This is a genomic window from Falsiroseomonas sp. E2-1-a4 (genome assembly GCF_051433165.1).
GTDB lineage: Bacteria > Pseudomonadota > Alphaproteobacteria > Acetobacterales > Acetobacteraceae > Falsiroseomonas.
Genome location: NZ_JBHMFS010000005.1, coordinates 117,821 through 133,786, shown reverse-complemented (window position 1 = coordinate 133,786; position 15,966 = coordinate 117,821). Strand labels below are relative to the sequence as shown.

Genomic DNA, 15,966 nt, shown 5'->3' with positions numbered 1-15,966 from the left:
CCGGTCAAGCCGGCAGCAAGGCGTCCCGCAGGGAATGCACCACATGCACGCCCATCGCGGCGCGCGTCTCCACCGTGGCGCTGGCGATGTGCGGGGCCAGGACGACGTTCGGCAGGGCGGCGAAGCGCGGCTCCACCTTCGGCTCGTTCAGGAAGACATCGAGGCTGGCCGAGCCCAGCCCGCCATCCGCCAGCGCGCCAGTAGCGCGGCTTCGTCCACCACCTCGCCGCGGGCGATGTTCACCAGCGTGCCATGCGGGCCGAGGGCGCGGAAAATTCCCAGCCATGGTAGCCGCAGGCGAGGCGCCCCGCCGTGTAGAAGCCCTTGGAAAGTTTCGCGGTGCGATGGCAGCAGCGGTCATCCATCGCGGCCGGGTTGCCGTCCCCATCCAGCCACAGGACCAGGTCCTGGTCGAGCAGCCGGAAGGGCTTCGGCACCTCGGCCAGATGGGCGACCGGCATCACGGGATACCAGAAGCGGCGCAGCAGCGGCGTAGCGGTGGCGAGCATCCGGTGGGACCCTCATGCGGGAGATCAGCCAGCAGGGTGCAAATCCGGCCCGGCCGAATCAAGCGGCACATGGCCCGCGCCGGTCGAAAACAGCCCATTCTGCGATCAATTCGCCTAATTCGTGGGCGCTTTGCGGCTGATTCGCCCCATGATCGGGCAGAATCGGCTTTCGCCCTACGTCCCGCCTTTGCTAACAGCGCCGCAGCCACAACCGCCGGGACCGTCACGATGCGCCGTCGCCACGCCCTTGCCCTGTTCGGGTCCGTCGTCCTCGCCGCCCCCGCGGTGCATGCCCAGTCGCTGACCAATGTCCGCTTCACCCTGGATTGGGCGCTGCAAGGCCCGCAGGGCGCCTTCGTGCTGGCGCTCGACCGCGGCTATTTCCGCGAGGCCGGGCTGAATGTCACCATGGATCGTGGCTTCGGCTCCGGCGATGTGCCGGTGAAGATCTCGGCCGGCGCCTATGATGTCGGCGTCGCCGACCTCAACCCGACCATCCGCATGAAGCTGGAGCGGCCGGAGAGCGACCTGTTCACGCCCTTCATCATCCATGACGCGACCGCGCTGGCGGTGATGACCCTGCGGCGGGAGAATATCCGCACCCCGGCGGACCTGGCGGGCAAGACCCTGGCCGCGCCGGACTCCGATGCCGGCCGCCAGTTGTTTCCCGCCTTCGCCAAGGCGGCCGGGATAAGCCCCGCCTCCGTCACCTGGCAGAGCGTGACGCCGCAGCTGCGGGAGCCGATGCTGGCGCAGGGAAGGGTGAACGCCATCACCGGCTTCATCACCTCCGGCATTTTCTCGCTGCGCGGGCTGGGCATTGCGGAGCAGGACATCGTGACGATGCTGTTCAGTGATGTCGGCGCCGATTTCTTCTCGACCTCGATGATCACCACGCGCCGCTGGGCCGCCGCCAACCCAGCCGCCGTCACCGGCCTGATCCGCGGCCTGGTCCGCGCGCAATACGACAGCCTGCGCGACCCCGACGCCACCATCGCCAACCTCCGCCGCAGGGAACCGCTGACGGATGTGCCGCTGGAGACGGAGCGCCTGCGCATGGCGCTGGATCGCCTGACCTTCACGCCGCGCGTGCGCGAGAACGGCTTCGGCCAGGTGGATATGGCGCGGCTGCAGCGCAGCATCGACGCGGTGCGGGAGGCTTTCGGCATCTCGCGCCCACTGCCGGCCTCGGATATCTACGACCCGTCCTACCTGCCCCCGGCCGCCGAGCTGAAGCTGGCCTGAGGCGTCGCGCGAAAGGTTTCCTGCCATGGCCCCGCTTCCCACCCGCTATTGGCAGGACCTGCCCTGGCCGGCCTTCAAGGAACTGCCGGCCAACACCGTGGCCGTGCTGCCGGTGGCGTCCATCGAGCAGCACGGGCCGCATCTGCCGGTCTCGGTGGACACCACCATCAACCAGGGCGTCATCGCCCGCACGCTGAAGGTGGTGGCGCCGGACCTGCCGGTGCTGGTGCTGCCGACGCAATGCGTGGGTTGTTCGGTGGAGCATCTGCGCTTCCCCGGCACCGTCACCACCTCGCCCGAGACGCTGCTGGCGCTGGTGACCGATATCGGCGCGAGCGTGGCGCGGGCCGGCGTGAAGCGGCTGGTGATCGTCAATAGCCATGGCGGCAATGTCTCCGTGCTCGACATCGCCTGCCGCCGCATCCGCATCCAGCACGGCATCCTGGCGATCAACGCCATGTGGGCGCGCATGGGCAAGCCGGAGGCGCTGCGCGACCCGGTCGAGGGCAAATACGGCATCCATGCCGGGCGCGACGAGACCTCTGTCATGCTCGCGCTGACCCCCCATCTGGTGAAAATGGAGAACGCGACGAATTTCGTCAGCCGCTGGCAGGGCGTGGCCAATGCGGCGCCGGGCATGGCGCCCGATGCGGGCGCGCCCTTGGCCTGGCAGGCGCAGGATCTGAATCCGGCCGGTGCCGTGGGCGATGCCTCGCTCGCCACCACCGAGATCGGCGAGCAGCTTCTGGATTTCGCCGCGGAGAAGATGGCGGCGCTCTGGGCGCAGGTCGCGGCCTTCGATGCCGAGAGTTTCCTGGCGAATGAGCCCGCCCCGCATGGCTGACATGGCTTCGCTGGCCGCGGCGCTGGACGGCATCGAGCTATCCACGGATCGTGCCTTGCTGCGGCAGAAAAGCCGCGACTTCTATTGGTACAGCCCGATCCTGAAGGCGCAGCTCGACGGCAAATCCGCCGAGCTTTTCGCCCGCCCGCGCGATGAGGCGGAGGTGCTGCGCATCCTCACCGCCGCCCGCAGCGCCCGCGTGCCCGTTACGGTGCGCGGCGGCGGCACCGGCAATTACGGGCAGTGCGTGCCGATGGAGGGCGGCGTGGTGCTCGACATGACCGCCATGGCCGCGCCCATCGGCATCACCGATGGCGTGGTGGAGGTGGAGGCCGGGGCGAAGATGATCGACCTCGACCTCTGGGCGCGGGATCGGGGGTGGGAACTGAAGCTCTGGCCCTCCACCAAGCGCACCGCGACCATCGGCGGCTTCGTCGCGGGCGGCGGTGCGGGGGTGGGCGGGATCAGCCACGGCACGATGCGCGAGCGCGGCAATTTCGCCGGCGCCCGCATCGCCACCATGACGGACCCGCCGCGCATCCTGGAACTGGAAGGCCAGGCGGCCAATCCGGTGAATCGCACCTATGGCACCACCGGTGTGCTGACGCGCATACGCGTGCCGCTGACCCCGGCGCAGGACTGGCGCGACGTTGCAATCGCCTTCCCGGACTTCGTGCCGGCCAGCCGCTTCGCGCTGGAGCTGAGCTTTGCCGATGGCATCCCGAAGAAGATGTGCGGCGTCTTCGACAGCCAGCTTCCGCCCTTCTTCCGCGGCCTTGCCGATACCGTGCCGGCAGGCCATGCGCTGGCCCTCGTGATGGTGGCGCCCGGCGCGCTGCTCGCGCTGCGCGAATTGGCGGCGGAGCACGGCGGCACCATCGTTGCCGAGCAATCCACCGTAGAAGCCGAGCGCGATGGCGATGCCACGCCCTTCTACGAATATTGCTGGAACCACACCACGCTCCAGGTTCTGAAGAAGGATCGCGGCGTCACCTACCTGCAATGCCGCTTCCCCTTCGAGAACACGCTGGAAGCGATCGAGGCCGTCCGCATCCCGTTCCGCGACGAGGTCTGGATGCACACCGAATGCGTCCGTTTCGGCGGCCGCCTCACCATGTCCGCCCTGCCCGTGATCCGCTGGACAAACGCCGAACGGCTCGCGGAAATCATGGCCGCCTTCGAGGCGCAGGGTATCGGCATCGCCAACCCGCATGTCCTGACCATCGAGGAAGGCAGCAACTACCGCCGCGTGCCCGGCGACCAGCTCGGCTTCAAGCAGCGCACGGACCCGCTGGGCCTGCTCAACCCCGGCAAGATGCGCGATTTTGTCCCAGCAGACGTCCCTGGGGAGGCCCCATGACCGTCCATGCAGTGATGGCCGAACTGCCGGCCATCGAGTGGATCACCGACCCGGCCCTGGTGCGCCAGCGCTCGCGCGATTTCTTCTGGTACTCGCCCGTGCTGAAGCGCCAGCTCAACGGCGTGACGGCGGAGGCGGTGGCCTGCCCACGCGATGAGGTGGAGGTCATCGCCATCATGGCCGCCTGCGTGAAGCACCAGGTGCCGCTGACTCCGCGCGGCGCCGGCACCGGCAATTACGGCCAGGCCATGCCGCTGAAGGGCGGCATCGTGCTGGACCTGATGGGCCTGAACCGCGTGATCTGGACGAAGCCCGGCGTTGTGCGCGCACAGGCGGGCATCAAGCTGATCGACCTGGATGCGGTGACGCGGCGGGAGGTGCGCGGGGAATTGCGCTTCCACCCCTCCACCAAGCGCACGGCCAGCCTCGGCGGCTTCATCGCCGGCGGGTCTTCCGGCATCGGGTCCTGCACCTATGGCAAGCTGCGCGAGCCGGGCAACATCCTGGGCCTGCGGGTGGTGACGATGGAGGCCACGCCGCGCGTGCTGGAATTGCGCGGCGCCGAGATCGACAAGGCGAACCACGCCTACGGCACCAATGGCGTGATCACCGAATTGGAGATGCCCCTGGCGCCAGCCTGGGACTGGGTGGATGTGCTGGCCGAGTTCCCGGACACCCTCGCCGCCGCGCGGTTCAGTGAGGCGCTGGTCGCCAGCGACGGCATCGTGAAGAAGATGGCGTGCGTGGTCGCGCCCGGCGTGGCCCAGAGCTACTTCAAGCCCTTCATGCAGATGCTGGCGCCCGGCAAGGCGGCCGCGCTGGTGATGGTGGCGGAGCCGTTCCTCGACCTGCTGCCGCCGCTGCTGGCGCGCTTCGGCGGCCGGCAGGTCTACGCCACGCCGACCGAGACCGCGGAGACCCCGCTGTATGAATTCACCTGGAACCACACCACGCTGCAGGCGCTCAAGATCGATCGCAGCCTGACCTATCTGCAAACCCTGTTCCCCGCGCCGCACCACTTCGATCTGATCGCGAAGATGGATGCGCTGTTCGGCGACGAGGTGCTGCAGCATCTGGAATTCGTCCGCCTCGGCGGCGTGGTTTCCTGCTTCGGCCTGCAACTCGTGCGCTTCACGACCGAGGAGCGATTGAAGGAAATCATCCGCATCCATGAGGATGCCGGCGCCCCGATCTTCAACCCGCACGCCTTCACGCTGGAGGAAGGCGGGATGAAGCGGATCGACTCGGATCAGCTCGAATTCAAGCGGGTCGCAGACCCGCATGGCCTGCTGAACCCAGGCAAGATGATCGCCTGGGATGACCCGGAGTGGAGCTCGAACCGGCCACAGGGTTTCTACCTCTATGGCAAGGCGGATGCGCCGGAAGTCGAGGAGGTGCTGGAGTAGGTCAGCGTTCCAGCAAAACCTCCACGCGCCGATTGCGCTGCCGGCCCTCAGGATTGTCGCCGCCATTGCTGGTATTCGGGGCAACCGGATCGGCCTCGCCACGACCCTCGATCTGCAACGGCGGCAGACTGCCACCATTCGCCGCCAGCCATTGTTCGACGCTCCGGGCACGGCGCTGCGACAGGGAGAGGTTGTACTCATCGCTCCCAAGCGAGTCGGTATGGCCCAGGATCCGAACCTGCCGGGGGCGGCGCTCGCGGACGATCTCGGCGACACGCTGTAGCGCCTCCGACGCCTCCGCCCGCAACTCGGCCTTGTCGAAGTCAAAGAGCACGTCGTTCTGCACCGTCAGTTTCGTCGATTGCGGCCCTTCCTCGATGATGACGTTGGCGCCGCTGATATCCACGGCGCCGCCTGGTGAAACAGGGGCGACGACGGTTCGGCCATCCCGTTCCACCGTGAAACCGCGCGGCTGCGGCGCCGGTTGGTCGATGGTGACGCTTCCCGTCGCGCGTTCCTGCGCGAGCGCTGGTACTGCGGGGATCAGCAACAAAAGGGCAAAAGCAGCGCTGCGCATCGCAAGCCTCCTCGGGCGGTGGAGGGTTGAACGCGCCGCGTCGTCTCCGGTTATGCGGATCGCAAGGCTTTGTTTTTTGGAACAAAACCGCATCGCTTGACGTTACGTTCACGTAAGTTTCATCGCGAAAACGTCACCGTCGATGCGGAAACCGGTGGCACTTCGAAGGGTTCTTCTGCCGCTTCCACTACGGAGAACACCCTGATGAAGATCGCCCTTCCCACCCGCCTGACCGGCATCATGCTGACCGCTGGCGCAGCACTGCTCGCAAGTGCCTGCACCTATGCGCCCCAGGCGCCGCAGCAGCCGTCGACGATAGTGGTGCCGCAGGCCTCGCCCACGGTGATGGCACCCGCCGCACCGCCGACGACCGTCACGGTGCGCCCGAGCTACTGAGCAAGGCGTCAGACGCTCACCGGCCCTCTCCCATCTTGGGAGAGGATCTTTATCGGTCGAGCCAGTCCGGGCGGGGCAGCGCCTGGTAAGCCTCGCGAAGGCTTTCCGACCAGCGCTGGCGCAGGAAAGCGAAGTAGCGATCATCCTCCGTGATGCGCCGCTTCAGCGAAACCGCGCAGGCGTCGCGGCGGATCACCGTCAGGTCGATCGGCAGGCCAACGGTCAGGTTCGATCGTAGCGTGCTGTCCATGCTGATCAGCGCCAGCGTCACGCCATCGGCCAGCGGCGTCGCCGGGGTCAGCACGCGGTCCAGGATCGGCTTGCCGTATTTGTGCTCGCCCACTTGCAGGAACGGTGTGTCTGCCGTCGCCTCGATGAAATTGCCGGCAGCATAGACCAGGAACAGCCGCGGCGGCGCGCCGCCGATCTGCCCGCCGAGCAGGATGGAGACATCGAAGCTGATGCCCTGGGCGCGCAGGCCGGGTCCATCCGCCTCGAACACGTCCCGCACCGCGGCACCCACCAATTGCGCCGCGCGGAACATGTTCGGCGCGGTGGCGAGCGTCAGCACCTCGCCCTCCAGCTTCACGCCCTCCTGCAGGCGATTCCAGACCGCCTGCGTCACGGCGAGGTTGCCGGCGGTCAGCAGCACCAGCACACGCTCCCCGGCCTTCTCCTCCACGAAGGTCTTGCCGAAGGTGGAGATGTTGTCGACGCCCGCATTGGTGCGGGTGTCGGACAGCATAACCAGCCCGGCATCCAGCAGCAGACCGACGCAGTAGGTCATGACAGACCCCGATGGCTGGAAGGTGTGGCTGGTGTCATCCCGCTGGCGTTCTGCACGCACGACGCCAGCCGAAGGCCGCTGATGCGGCGAGCCAAGCGAAGCGCCGGCACCCGAGGCGCGGATCGGCTCCTATCCGCGCGGCTGGGCATCATGCGTGCAGGTAGAAATCGGCGATCTCGCGGCCGAGATCGAGGTTGCGGTTGATCATCTGTGTCAGGAATTCGTGCAGCCCGCCGGCCAGGATATCCTCGATCCGCGCATCGCGCAGCCGCACATAGGCGTCGTTTGCCAGACGATGGCATTCACCGCGGCGGCCGCCGCTTGATTCCGCGATGCGGTCCAGCACCTGGTCCACCCGGCGATGGCAGGCGAGCAGGGATCGCGGCAGTTCCGGCCGCAGGATCAGCAGATCCGCGACCAGCTTCGGCTGCAACCGCGTGTGATAGACCCACTGGTAGGAGCGCAGCGCGGAGACCGAGCGCAGCAGCGCCTGCCACTGGGCATAGGCCACCGCACCTTCCGCGCCAGGTCCATCGAGCGAGGTGTGCTTGGCATCCAGCAGCCGCGCGGTGTTGTCAGCGCGTTCCAGCATCACGCCCAGATGCACGAAGCGCCAGCCATCATCGCGCAGCATGGTATCGGCCGCCGCGCCGTTGAACAGCAGCGTGCGGGCGCGCACCCAGTCGAGGAAGCCGGGCAGCCGATCCGTATCCGTCGCGGTCGGTGCCAGCAGGCGCATCTCGCGCCAGGTGTCGTTCAGCGCCTCCCACATATCCACGGTCAGCGCCGTCCGCACCGCGCGGCCATTGCTGCGGGCGGCTTCCAGGCAGTTGGCGATGGAGGAGGGGTTCTTCGGCGCCACCGCCAGCCAGGCGATCACCGCCTCCGGCGTCACCTCGGCATGTTCGGCGCGGAACCCTGGTTCGGCGCCGGTGGCGACCAGAAGGCTGGTCCATTCATCGGCGCTGTCGCCCGTACCCTCATCCAGCACGCCCAGGCTTTCGCCGAGGCCTGCCATGCGCAGCGCCACCTGCATGCCGCGCGCGAGGTTGCCGGCGCGCTCGGTATAGCGGCCCATCCAGTACAGGCTTTCGGCGGTGCGGGAGAGCATGGCCACTACCCCTGCTCCCCATTCTGGGATTGGCTCTGGCTCTGGCGCCCGCCGCCGGACTGGGATTGGCTCTGCGATTGCGACCGGCGCGGCGCGTCCTCCACCACCCAGGTATCCTTGGTGCCGCCACCCTGGGAGGAATTGACCACCAGCGACCCCGCCCGCAGCGCCACCCGCGTCAGCCCGCCCGGCACGATCCGCACTTCCTTCCCCATCAGCACATAGGGCCGCAGGTCGACATGGCGCGGCGCGATCTCCTCCCCCGCCAGGCAGGGCACGGTGGACAGCGCGAGCGTCGGCTGCGCGATGTAGTCGGCCGGCCGTTCCAGGATGCGGCGGGTGAATTCGGCGCGCTGTTCCGCGGTGCTGTGCGGGCCGATCAGCATGCCGTAGCCGCCAGAACCGCGCGCCAGCTTCACCACGAGGTCGGCGATATTGGCCAGCACATAGGCGCGGTCCTCCTCCCGCTCGCACAGGAAGGTCGGCACGTTCTGCAGCAGCGGGGTCTCGCCCAGATAGAAGCGGATCATCTCCGGCACGAAGGGGTAGATCGCCTTGTCGTCGGCGATGCCCGCGCCAGGCGCATTGGCGAGCGTGACGTTGCCGGCGCGGTAGGCGGCGAAGATGCCGGGCACGCCGAGCATGCTGTCCGGCCGGAACACCTTCGGGTCCAGGTAGTCGTCATCGACGCGGCGATACAGCACATCCACCCGCTTCGGCCCGGCGGTGGTCCGCATGAAGACGATGTCGTCCTGCACGAACAGGTCGGCGCCCTCCACCACCTCCACGCCCATCTCATCGGCCAGGAAGCAGTGCTCGTAATAGGCGCTGTTGAAATGGCCGGGTGTGAGGATGGCAACCCGCGGCTCACCCTTGCAGTTCGGCGGTGCCGCGTCCTTCAGCGTCTCCAGCAGATCCTCGGGGTAGTGGCTGACCGGCGCCAGGCGGTGGTTGGAACAGAGCGCCGGGAACAGCCGCAGCATCGCCTCCCGGTTCTCCAGCATGTAGGAGACGCCGGAGGGGGTGCGGCAATTATCCTCCAGCACGTAGAAATCATCCGCGCCGGTCCGCACCAGGTCGATGCCCGAAATATGGCTGTAGATGCCGCCGGGCGGGCGGAAACCCTGCATCTGCGGGCAATAGGCCTCGTTCTCCAGCACCAGCGCGCGCGGCACCAGGCCGGCGGCCAGGATCTCCTGCTTCCCGTACACATCCGCCATGAACATGTTCAGCGCGCGCACGCGCTGGGTCAGGCCGAGCGACAGGCGGTTCCATTCGCTGCGGGCGAGGATGCGGGGGATGACGTCGAAGGGGATCAGCCGTTCCGGGTCGCCGCCCTCGCCATAGACCGCGAAGGTGATGCCGACGCGGCGGAACAGCGCCTCCGCCTCCGCGCGCTTCGCGGCCAGGGCCTCCAGCCCATGCGCCTGGAGCCAGGCGGCAATGCCGGCATAGGCTGGGCGCACCGCGCCATCTTCATGCATTTCGTCGAAAGCGCGCCCGGATTCAGTCACCTTGCAAGTCCAGCATTCCCTGTCTCGTTGCAAACCTTGGGCGAAATGGCGCCGCCTGGGAAGGGGCGCGCGTCGGGGCTATCCGGCAGCGGGGCCGGCCTTGCCTGCGGCATGGGCGGCGTTTGCACCCGGTGCATGCAGCGCCACCTCCCGGATCAGCTTGGCACGCAGGGCGCGGGCGAAATCGAGCCGGTCCTCCGCCCGCAGCACGAAGGCGCCGGGACCGCCCATCACATCCCGCTCATACAGCGCCGCCAGGCGACCGCCGCGCCAGGCGGAGGCGGCCTCGATCGCCAGGCCGTTCACCACGATGCCCTGCGCTACGGCGAGATCTCGCGCCGCCGCCGCCGGCATCACGCTGCGGATATCCGGCCCGTCGCCGGAGATATCAATGGTACGGTGCTCTGCCGGCCACGGCGCGGCGGCGATCAGCGCGGTGGCGTGCAGGATGGCATCGCCGATGGCGTTGTAGGATTGGCGGGACCGCGGGGCATCGCGCATCGCGATCGCGGCGGCCTCGGCGCTGGCGGCATCGGCCACGCGCATCCAGTCCACCACCGTCGCCGCACCACCCGGGGTGCCCCATTCCACCATCGCGACGCCGATCGCGCCGAGCGGGCGAGACTGGATGGCGGCCAGCACGGCGGGATTGGTCAGCGCCTCCGCAATCCCGTCCCGCTGCAAGCCGAATTCGGTGGAGTCGATGGAGCCGGAGGCATCCACCGCCAGCACCAGAAGCAGATCCACCGCCGCACCCTGCGCGCCGGCCGGCCACGCTGCCAGCGCGGGCGAGGCCAACAGGGCGCGGCGTGGCAGGCTCATACGGCGATGGCGTAGGCCGGGCGACGCGGGTCGGCGCCGGCTCGCTTCAGCCCTGCCGCCACATCATCCAGCACCACCTCCACGCTGCCGGCCAGCCAGGTGATGTCCGGCCAGGCCTTCACCTCATGCCCCATCTCCGACAGCTTCGCCCGCACTTCCACGGCGATGCGCGATTCCACGGCCAGGCGGCCGGGGAAGTATTCATAGGGTGCGAAGGAAGACGGGAAGGAATAGCTGGCGACGCGGGGCGCCTCGATGGCCTCCTGCACCTCCATGCCGAAATGCAGGATGTTCAGCATGACCTGCAGCATGGCCTGGATCTGCACATCGCCACCCGGCGTGCCGAAGGGCATGGCGCCGCCATCCTTCGTCACCACCATCGCCGGATTCGGCGTCAGCCGCGGCCGCTTGCCCGGCGCGACGCCCGAGGGATGCGCCGGGTCCGGCCGGTTCTGCGAGCCACGGCCGGAGACGACCAGCCCGGTGCCCGGAATCACCGGCACGTTCCACGACCCGTCGGAGGGGGTGGCGCTGAAGGCATTGCCCCAGCGATCCACCACCGCGACGTAGGAGGTATCCGCCTCCACCTTCGGCAGCTCGGCGCGGGTCGCCTCTGGCAGCGCATTGCCGCGGCCCAGGATCGGCTCCGGCAGGCCGGGATGCGCTCGCTTCAGGTCGATGGCGGCCGCGCGGGCGGCGATGTGGCCGGGGGAGAGCAGCGCCTCCAGCGGCACATCCACCATGGCGGGGTCGCCGAAATGGTATTCGCGGTCCGCCAGCGCGCCCTTCAGCGCCTCCACCAGCACATGGATGTATTCGGCGGAATTATGCGCGAGGCCATCGAGGCCGAGGCGCTCCGCGATCAGCAGCGCCTCCGTCAGTGCCGGGCCCTGGCACCAGGGGCCGCAGGTCAGCAGGGTGTGGCCGCGCCAGTCGCGTGCCACCACCGGCTCGATCCGGCTGCGGTATTCGGCCATGTCCTGCGCAGAGAGGAAGCCGCCCTCCGCCTGGATATAGCGCACGATCTGCTGGGCGAGGTCGCCCTTGTAGAAGGCATCATGCGCCGCCTGGAGGCCAGCCTCCCGCCCCTGCCCTGCTGCGGCGCGTTCCTGGTCCACCATGTAGGTCAGGCTGCGGGCGAGGTCGGATTGCAGGAATTTGGCGCCGAGCTGCGGCACCTGGCCGCCGGGCAGGAAGATCGCGGCGTTCTGGTCCCAGGTGCGGTACTCGTCCGCGTGATTGGTGATGCTCTCCCGCAGCAGCGGGTACATGGCAAAGCCCTCGCCGGCGAAGCGGATGGCGGCGGCGGCGATTTCGCCGAAGCTCATCGTGCCGTGGCGGGACAGCGCCTGGATCCAGGCATCCGGCGCCGCGGGCACCACGATGCGGCGCACACCGGGCGGCATTTCCCCGCCATGCTCGCGCATGAACACATCCGGCGGCGTCGATCGCGGCCAATGGCCGAGGCCCGCGATGCTCTCCACCGTGCCATCGGCCTTGCGGATCAGGATGGGCGCGACCCCGGCGACGCTGACCAGGTCCGGCTGCAGCACGCCGAGTGCCAGGCCCGCGGCGCAGCCCGCATCCACCGCATTACCGCCCGCTTCCAGGATGGAGAAGCCCGCTGAGGCGGCAAGATAATGCCCGGCGCTGATGGCGTGGCGCGTGCCGCTGATGGTCGGGCGGCCGGCTTGGGTCATCGTATGGGCCTCATTCTGTTTGGTGCGCTGTCTGTCCGCAGGGTCCATGGCGCCGGGGCGGGCTGTCAACCATTGGCCCGCATTGCGGCCAGCGCCTTCAGGCAGGCCTCGAAGCCGCGCAGGTCCGACCAGCGCGCCGCCTCCGGCACCGCATGGCGCACCAGCAGGCCGTTGGCGGCGCGGATGCCGCCCTCGATCATCAGATTGTCGGCCAGCCCGTGTTCCTCGATCGCCATGCCGGCGCCATCCACCAGGCGGCCGGCGGCGTTGCGGGTGGGCTGGCCGCCGAGGCTGTGCAGGGTGCGGTCGGTGAAGTCCGTCGAATCGTTGGTGTAGCCAAGCACCGAGCGGCCGAGGGCGCGCACGAAGCCCAGCTCGTACACCGTACCAGGGTCGGCGGAGGGGCCGCGGAAGGGGGTGAGGTTGGCGACCAGCGCATCGCAACCGCGCAGATCGGCCTCATTGCCAAGGTAGATGGCGTACCAGCGTTCCAGCGTGGCATCCGTATCGGGCCGAGGGTCAGTGGGGAACACGCCCTCCATCCCATGCTGCGCGCATAGCTGCTTCTTCTGCGCGGCGATGGCCGCGGCATCGGGCAGGAAGACTTCGGGGCCGGCGAGGTAGACTTTCATCGTCCCTCTATGCCCGATCCGGACCGGTTTGCGGAGCGGGGCTTGCCGGCTGGGCCAAGGCCGCGTGCAATGGCGCGTGATGGACCTCGAAGCCGAATACAATTGCCGCGCCCGGGTGCCGGACCACCCGCGGATTCTCGCCGGCTGGGTGCGCGACGCCGCCGCCTGGCGCGAAGCCTGCCCGCGCGCCGAGCTCGACCTGCCCTATGGGGTGCGGGAGCGGGAGCGGCTGGATCTGTTCTGGCCGGAGGACGGGGCGCAGGAGGCACCGATCGCGCTGTTCATCCATGGCGGCTATTGGCAGGCGCAGGCGCGGGAGAGTGTCTCCCACTGCGCGCGCGGGCTGAATTTGCGCGGCGTGGCGGTGGCGATCCCTTCCTATGATCTGTGCCCCGGGGTGACGCTGGCCAGCATCGTGGACCAGATGCGCGCGGCGGCGGCCATGCTGTACCGCAGCCACGGTCGCCGCCTGATGGCCAGCGGGCATTCGGCCGGCGGGCATCTGGCGGCGATGCTGCTGGCGACTGACTGGCCGGCGCTGGACCCGGCGCTGCCGCCCGGGCTGGTCCATGCCGCCATGCCGATCTCCGGCGTGTTCGAGCTGGACCCGCTGCGCCATACCAGCATCGGCGTCGGGCTGAAGCTGGACCGCGCCGAGGCCCGTCGCCTGTCGCCGCGCTTCCTACCGAGCCCGGCGGGCACGCTGCACTGCATCGTCGGCGGCGCCGAAAGTCCTGAATTCATCCGCCAGAGCCGTGACATGGCGCAGGCCTGGGGTGGAAGCTGGGCGGAGGAGGCGGGCGCGGACCACTTCACCATCCTCGCCCCACTGGCCGAGCCGGACAGCGCCATGGTGGCGCGCGCAAAAACGCTTGCCACGGCGTGATGCTTGAAGCCTAAAATATCTCGGGAGACGGAGGGAAAATGATGAACATCCAATTCGGCCGGCGCCATGCGCTGGGCCTCGCTGCTGGCATCGGTTTGGCCTCGCCGCTGGTGGCGCGCGCGCAGGCGGCGCCGATCAAGATCGGGCTGGTCGCACTCGCCACCGGCCCCGCGGCGACGCTGGGCACGCATCTGCGGGATGGTTTCCAGCTCGGCATGCGCCATCTGGACGGCAAGCTCGGCGGTCGCGCGACGGAGGTTCTGCTGATCGATGACGAGCTGCGCCCGGATGCCGCCGTCACCAAGGTGCGCGCCGCGCTGGAACGCGACCGGGTGGATTTCGTGGTCGGCGTGGTGTTCTCCAACATCCTGGCCGCGATCATGCGCCCGGTGACGGACAACCAGACCTTCCTGATCTCCACCAATGCCGGCCCCTCCCCCTTCGCCGGCCGCGGCTGCAACCCGTTCTTCTTCGCCACCTCCTATGTGAATGACCAGAACCACGCGGTGATGGGCAAGGCGGCGCAGGATGCGGGCTATGGCCGCGTCATGCTGCTGGCGCCGAACTACCAGGCGGGGCGCGACGCAGTGGCGGGCTTCAAATCCGAATACAAGGGCACGGTGGTGGACGAGATGTTCACGCCGCTGACCCAGATGGATTTCTCCGCCGAGCTGGCGCGCATCGCCGCCGCCCGGCCGGATGCGATCTTCACCTTCATGCCGGGCGGACTGGGCGTCGCCATCGTGCGGCAGTACCGCCAGGCGGGGCTCGCCAACATCCCGTTCCTGTCCGCCTTCACGGTGGACGAGGCGTCGCTGCCCGCGCAGGGCGAGGCGGCGCTGGATTTCCAGACCGGCACGAGCTGGACGCCGACCTTGCCGAACGAGCAGAACGCCCGCTTCGTCCGCGACTTCGAGGGCGCGTACAACTACGTCCCCGCCAGCTACGCCGCGCACGCCTATGACGCGGCGATGCTACTGGGCAGCGCAGTGGGCAAGACCGGCGGCAACCTGGCCGACAAGGCCGCGCTGCGGGCGGCCATCAAGGCGGCGGATTTCCGCAGCGTGCGCGGCAATTTCGCCTTCGGCGCCAACCACTTCCCGGTGCAGGATTTCTGGCTGGCCAAGGTCGCGCGCCGCGCCGATGGCAAGTTCCAGACCGAGCATGTCCGCAAGGTCTATGACAACGTCACGGACCCCTTCGCGGCGCAGTGCCGCATGCCGGCCGCCTGAGGATACCGGCGGGATGTCGCTGACTCTGCTGCTCGTCCAGGGCCTGAACGGGCTGCAGCTCGGCATCCTGCTGTTCCTGATTGCCGCGGGGCTGACGCTGGTGTTCGGGGTGATGGATTTCATCAACCTGGCGCATGGCGTGCAGTACATGGTGGGCGCCTATCTCGCCGCCTATTTTGCGGCGCAGACCGGCAGCTTCTGGGCAGCGCTCGCCTTGGCGCTGCCAGCGGCGCTGGTGGTGGGTATCGTGCTGGAATTCCTGGTGTTCCGGCATCTGTATGACCGCGACCACATGGCGCAGGTGCTGGCCACCTTCGGCGTCATCCTGATCCTGAACGACGGGGTGAAGCTGCTGTTCGGCTCGGCGCCCTTGCAGGTGCCGATGCCCGACGCGCTGACCGGCGGCTTCCCGATCATGGATGGGCTGCTGTATCCCCACTACCGCTTGGCGATCATCGCCGGCGGTCTGGCCACGGCGGCGCTGCTGTGGTGGCTGGTGGAGCGCACCAAGGTCGGCATGCTGATCCGTGCCGGCGCCACCAATGCGCCGATGGTCGCCGCACTCGGCATCGATATCCGCCGGCTGTTCATGGTGGTGTTCGGCTTCGGCGCCATGCTGGCGGGCTTCGCCGGGGTGATGGCGGCGCCGATCCTGTCGGTGGAACCGGGAATGGGCGACAACCTGCTGATCCTCGCCTTCGTCGTCATCGTCATCGGCGGCATCGGCTCCGTCCGCGGCGCCTTCGTCGCGGCGCTGCTGGTCGGCACGGTGGAGACGCTGGGGCGGACGATGATGCCGGATCTGATGCGCCTGTTTCTCGACCCATCCTCTGCGCGGCAGGTTGGGGCGGCGCTGGCCTCGATGCTGATCTACATCGCCATGGCGGCGATCCTGGCATTTCGGCCCGCCGGCCTGTTTCCCGTGCGCGCCGCCTGATGCGCGGC

At 68.6% G+C, this 15,966-nt stretch carries 17 protein-coding genes; 8 read left to right on the top strand and 9 right to left on the bottom strand.

Going from position 1 to position 15,966, the window contains the following annotated elements:
• Positions 1 to 4: 4 nt before the first annotated feature.
• Entirely contained in the window at positions 5 to 136 is a 132-nt protein-coding gene (locus ACFHNC_RS07505) for a hypothetical protein (RefSeq protein ID WP_437168720.1), read from the bottom strand.
• Between the two features lie 103 nt (positions 137 to 239).
• Positions 240 to 509, bottom strand: a complete 270-nt coding sequence (locus ACFHNC_RS07500; RefSeq protein ID WP_437168602.1) for a Rieske 2Fe-2S domain-containing protein — start codon at positions 507 to 509, stop codon at positions 240 to 242.
• A 228-nt stretch (positions 510 to 737) separates the two neighbouring features.
• Between ACFHNC_RS07500 and ACFHNC_RS07495 the strand changes: the two genes are divergently transcribed.
• Genes ACFHNC_RS07495 through ACFHNC_RS07480 form a run of 4 tightly spaced genes read left to right on the top strand, consistent with a single transcriptional unit; the run spans position 738 to position 5,364 of the window.
• Positions 738 to 1,754, top strand: a complete 1,017-nt coding sequence (locus ACFHNC_RS07495) for an ABC transporter substrate-binding protein (protein ID WP_437168601.1) — start codon at positions 738 to 740, stop codon at positions 1,752 to 1,754.
• Between the two features lie 25 nt (positions 1,755 to 1,779).
• Positions 1,780 to 2,598, top strand: coding sequence for a creatininase family protein (locus ACFHNC_RS07490; protein ID WP_437168600.1), 819 nt, complete (start codon positions 1,780 to 1,782; stop codon positions 2,596 to 2,598).
• Positions 2,591 to 3,958, top strand: coding sequence for an FAD-binding oxidoreductase (locus tag ACFHNC_RS07485; protein WP_437168599.1), 1,368 nt, complete (start codon positions 2,591 to 2,593; stop codon positions 3,956 to 3,958). The genes ACFHNC_RS07490 and ACFHNC_RS07485 overlap by 8 nt, the downstream gene beginning before the upstream one ends.
• A complete protein-coding gene (locus ACFHNC_RS07480) occupies positions 3,955 to 5,364 on the top strand; it encodes an FAD-binding oxidoreductase (protein ID WP_437168598.1) in 1,410 nt (469 codons plus the stop codon). Before ACFHNC_RS07485 ends, ACFHNC_RS07480 begins: the two co-directional genes overlap by 4 nt.
• 1 nt (position 5,365) lies before the next feature.
• Here ACFHNC_RS07480 and ACFHNC_RS07475 read toward each other — a convergent pair whose 3' ends face one another.
• On the bottom strand, positions 5,366 to 5,941 hold the full coding sequence (locus tag ACFHNC_RS07475; RefSeq protein WP_437168597.1) for an OmpA family protein: 576 nt from the start codon (positions 5,939 to 5,941) through the stop codon (positions 5,366 to 5,368).
• 204 nt (positions 5,942 to 6,145) lie between these two features.
• Between ACFHNC_RS07475 and ACFHNC_RS07470 the strand changes: the two genes are divergently transcribed.
• Positions 6,146 to 6,337, top strand: coding sequence for a hypothetical protein (locus ACFHNC_RS07470; protein WP_437168596.1), 192 nt, complete (start codon positions 6,146 to 6,148; stop codon positions 6,335 to 6,337).
• A gap of 49 nt (positions 6,338 to 6,386) precedes the next feature.
• Here the strand turns inward: ACFHNC_RS07470 and ACFHNC_RS07465 are convergent, their stop codons facing one another.
• The 6 genes from ACFHNC_RS07465 to ACFHNC_RS07440 form a co-directional block, all read right to left on the bottom strand.
• Positions 6,387 to 7,124, bottom strand: coding sequence for a peptidase (locus tag ACFHNC_RS07465; protein ID WP_437168595.1), 738 nt, complete (start codon positions 7,122 to 7,124; stop codon positions 6,387 to 6,389).
• A gap of 148 nt (positions 7,125 to 7,272) precedes the next feature.
• The gene (locus ACFHNC_RS07460; protein WP_437168594.1) at positions 7,273 to 8,235 is read right to left on the bottom strand and encodes an alpha-E domain-containing protein; all 963 of its coding nucleotides are present in this window, start codon (positions 8,233 to 8,235) and stop codon (positions 7,273 to 7,275) included.
• Between the two features lie 5 nt (positions 8,236 to 8,240).
• Positions 8,241 to 9,749, bottom strand: coding sequence for a circularly permuted type 2 ATP-grasp protein (locus tag ACFHNC_RS07455; protein WP_437168593.1), 1,509 nt, complete (start codon positions 9,747 to 9,749; stop codon positions 8,241 to 8,243).
• 78 nt (positions 9,750 to 9,827) lie between these two features.
• Positions 9,828 to 10,571 (bottom strand): DUF1194 domain-containing protein, encoded by a 744-nt coding sequence (locus ACFHNC_RS07450; protein ID WP_437168592.1) that lies wholly within the window; start codon positions 10,569 to 10,571, stop codon positions 9,828 to 9,830.
• The gene (locus ACFHNC_RS07445) at positions 10,568 to 12,271 is read right to left on the bottom strand and encodes a gamma-glutamyltransferase family protein (protein WP_437168591.1); all 1,704 of its coding nucleotides are present in this window, start codon (positions 12,269 to 12,271) and stop codon (positions 10,568 to 10,570) included. The genes ACFHNC_RS07450 and ACFHNC_RS07445 overlap by 4 nt, the downstream gene beginning before the upstream one ends.
• Before the next feature lie 65 nt (positions 12,272 to 12,336).
• Complete coding sequence (locus ACFHNC_RS07440; RefSeq protein WP_437168590.1) at positions 12,337 to 12,903, bottom strand: nucleoside 2-deoxyribosyltransferase; 567 nt, start codon at positions 12,901 to 12,903, stop codon at positions 12,337 to 12,339.
• A 79-nt stretch (positions 12,904 to 12,982) separates the two neighbouring features.
• Between ACFHNC_RS07440 and ACFHNC_RS07435 the strand changes: the two genes are divergently transcribed.
• Genes ACFHNC_RS07435 through ACFHNC_RS07425 form a run of 3 tightly spaced genes read left to right on the top strand, consistent with a single transcriptional unit; the run spans position 12,983 to position 15,958 of the window.
• Entirely contained in the window at positions 12,983 to 13,789 is an 807-nt protein-coding gene (locus ACFHNC_RS07435; RefSeq protein ID WP_437168589.1) for an alpha/beta hydrolase, read from the top strand.
• 38 nt (positions 13,790 to 13,827) lie between these two features.
• The gene (locus ACFHNC_RS07430; protein ID WP_437168588.1) at positions 13,828 to 15,021 is read left to right on the top strand and encodes an ABC transporter substrate-binding protein; all 1,194 of its coding nucleotides are present in this window, start codon (positions 13,828 to 13,830) and stop codon (positions 15,019 to 15,021) included.
• 13 nt (positions 15,022 to 15,034) lie between these two features.
• Positions 15,035 to 15,958: a branched-chain amino acid ABC transporter permease gene (locus tag ACFHNC_RS07425; protein WP_437168587.1), complete on the top strand. Its 924-nt coding sequence runs from the start codon at positions 15,035 to 15,037 to the stop codon at positions 15,956 to 15,958.
• The last annotated feature ends 8 nt before the right edge of the window (positions 15,959 to 15,966 follow it).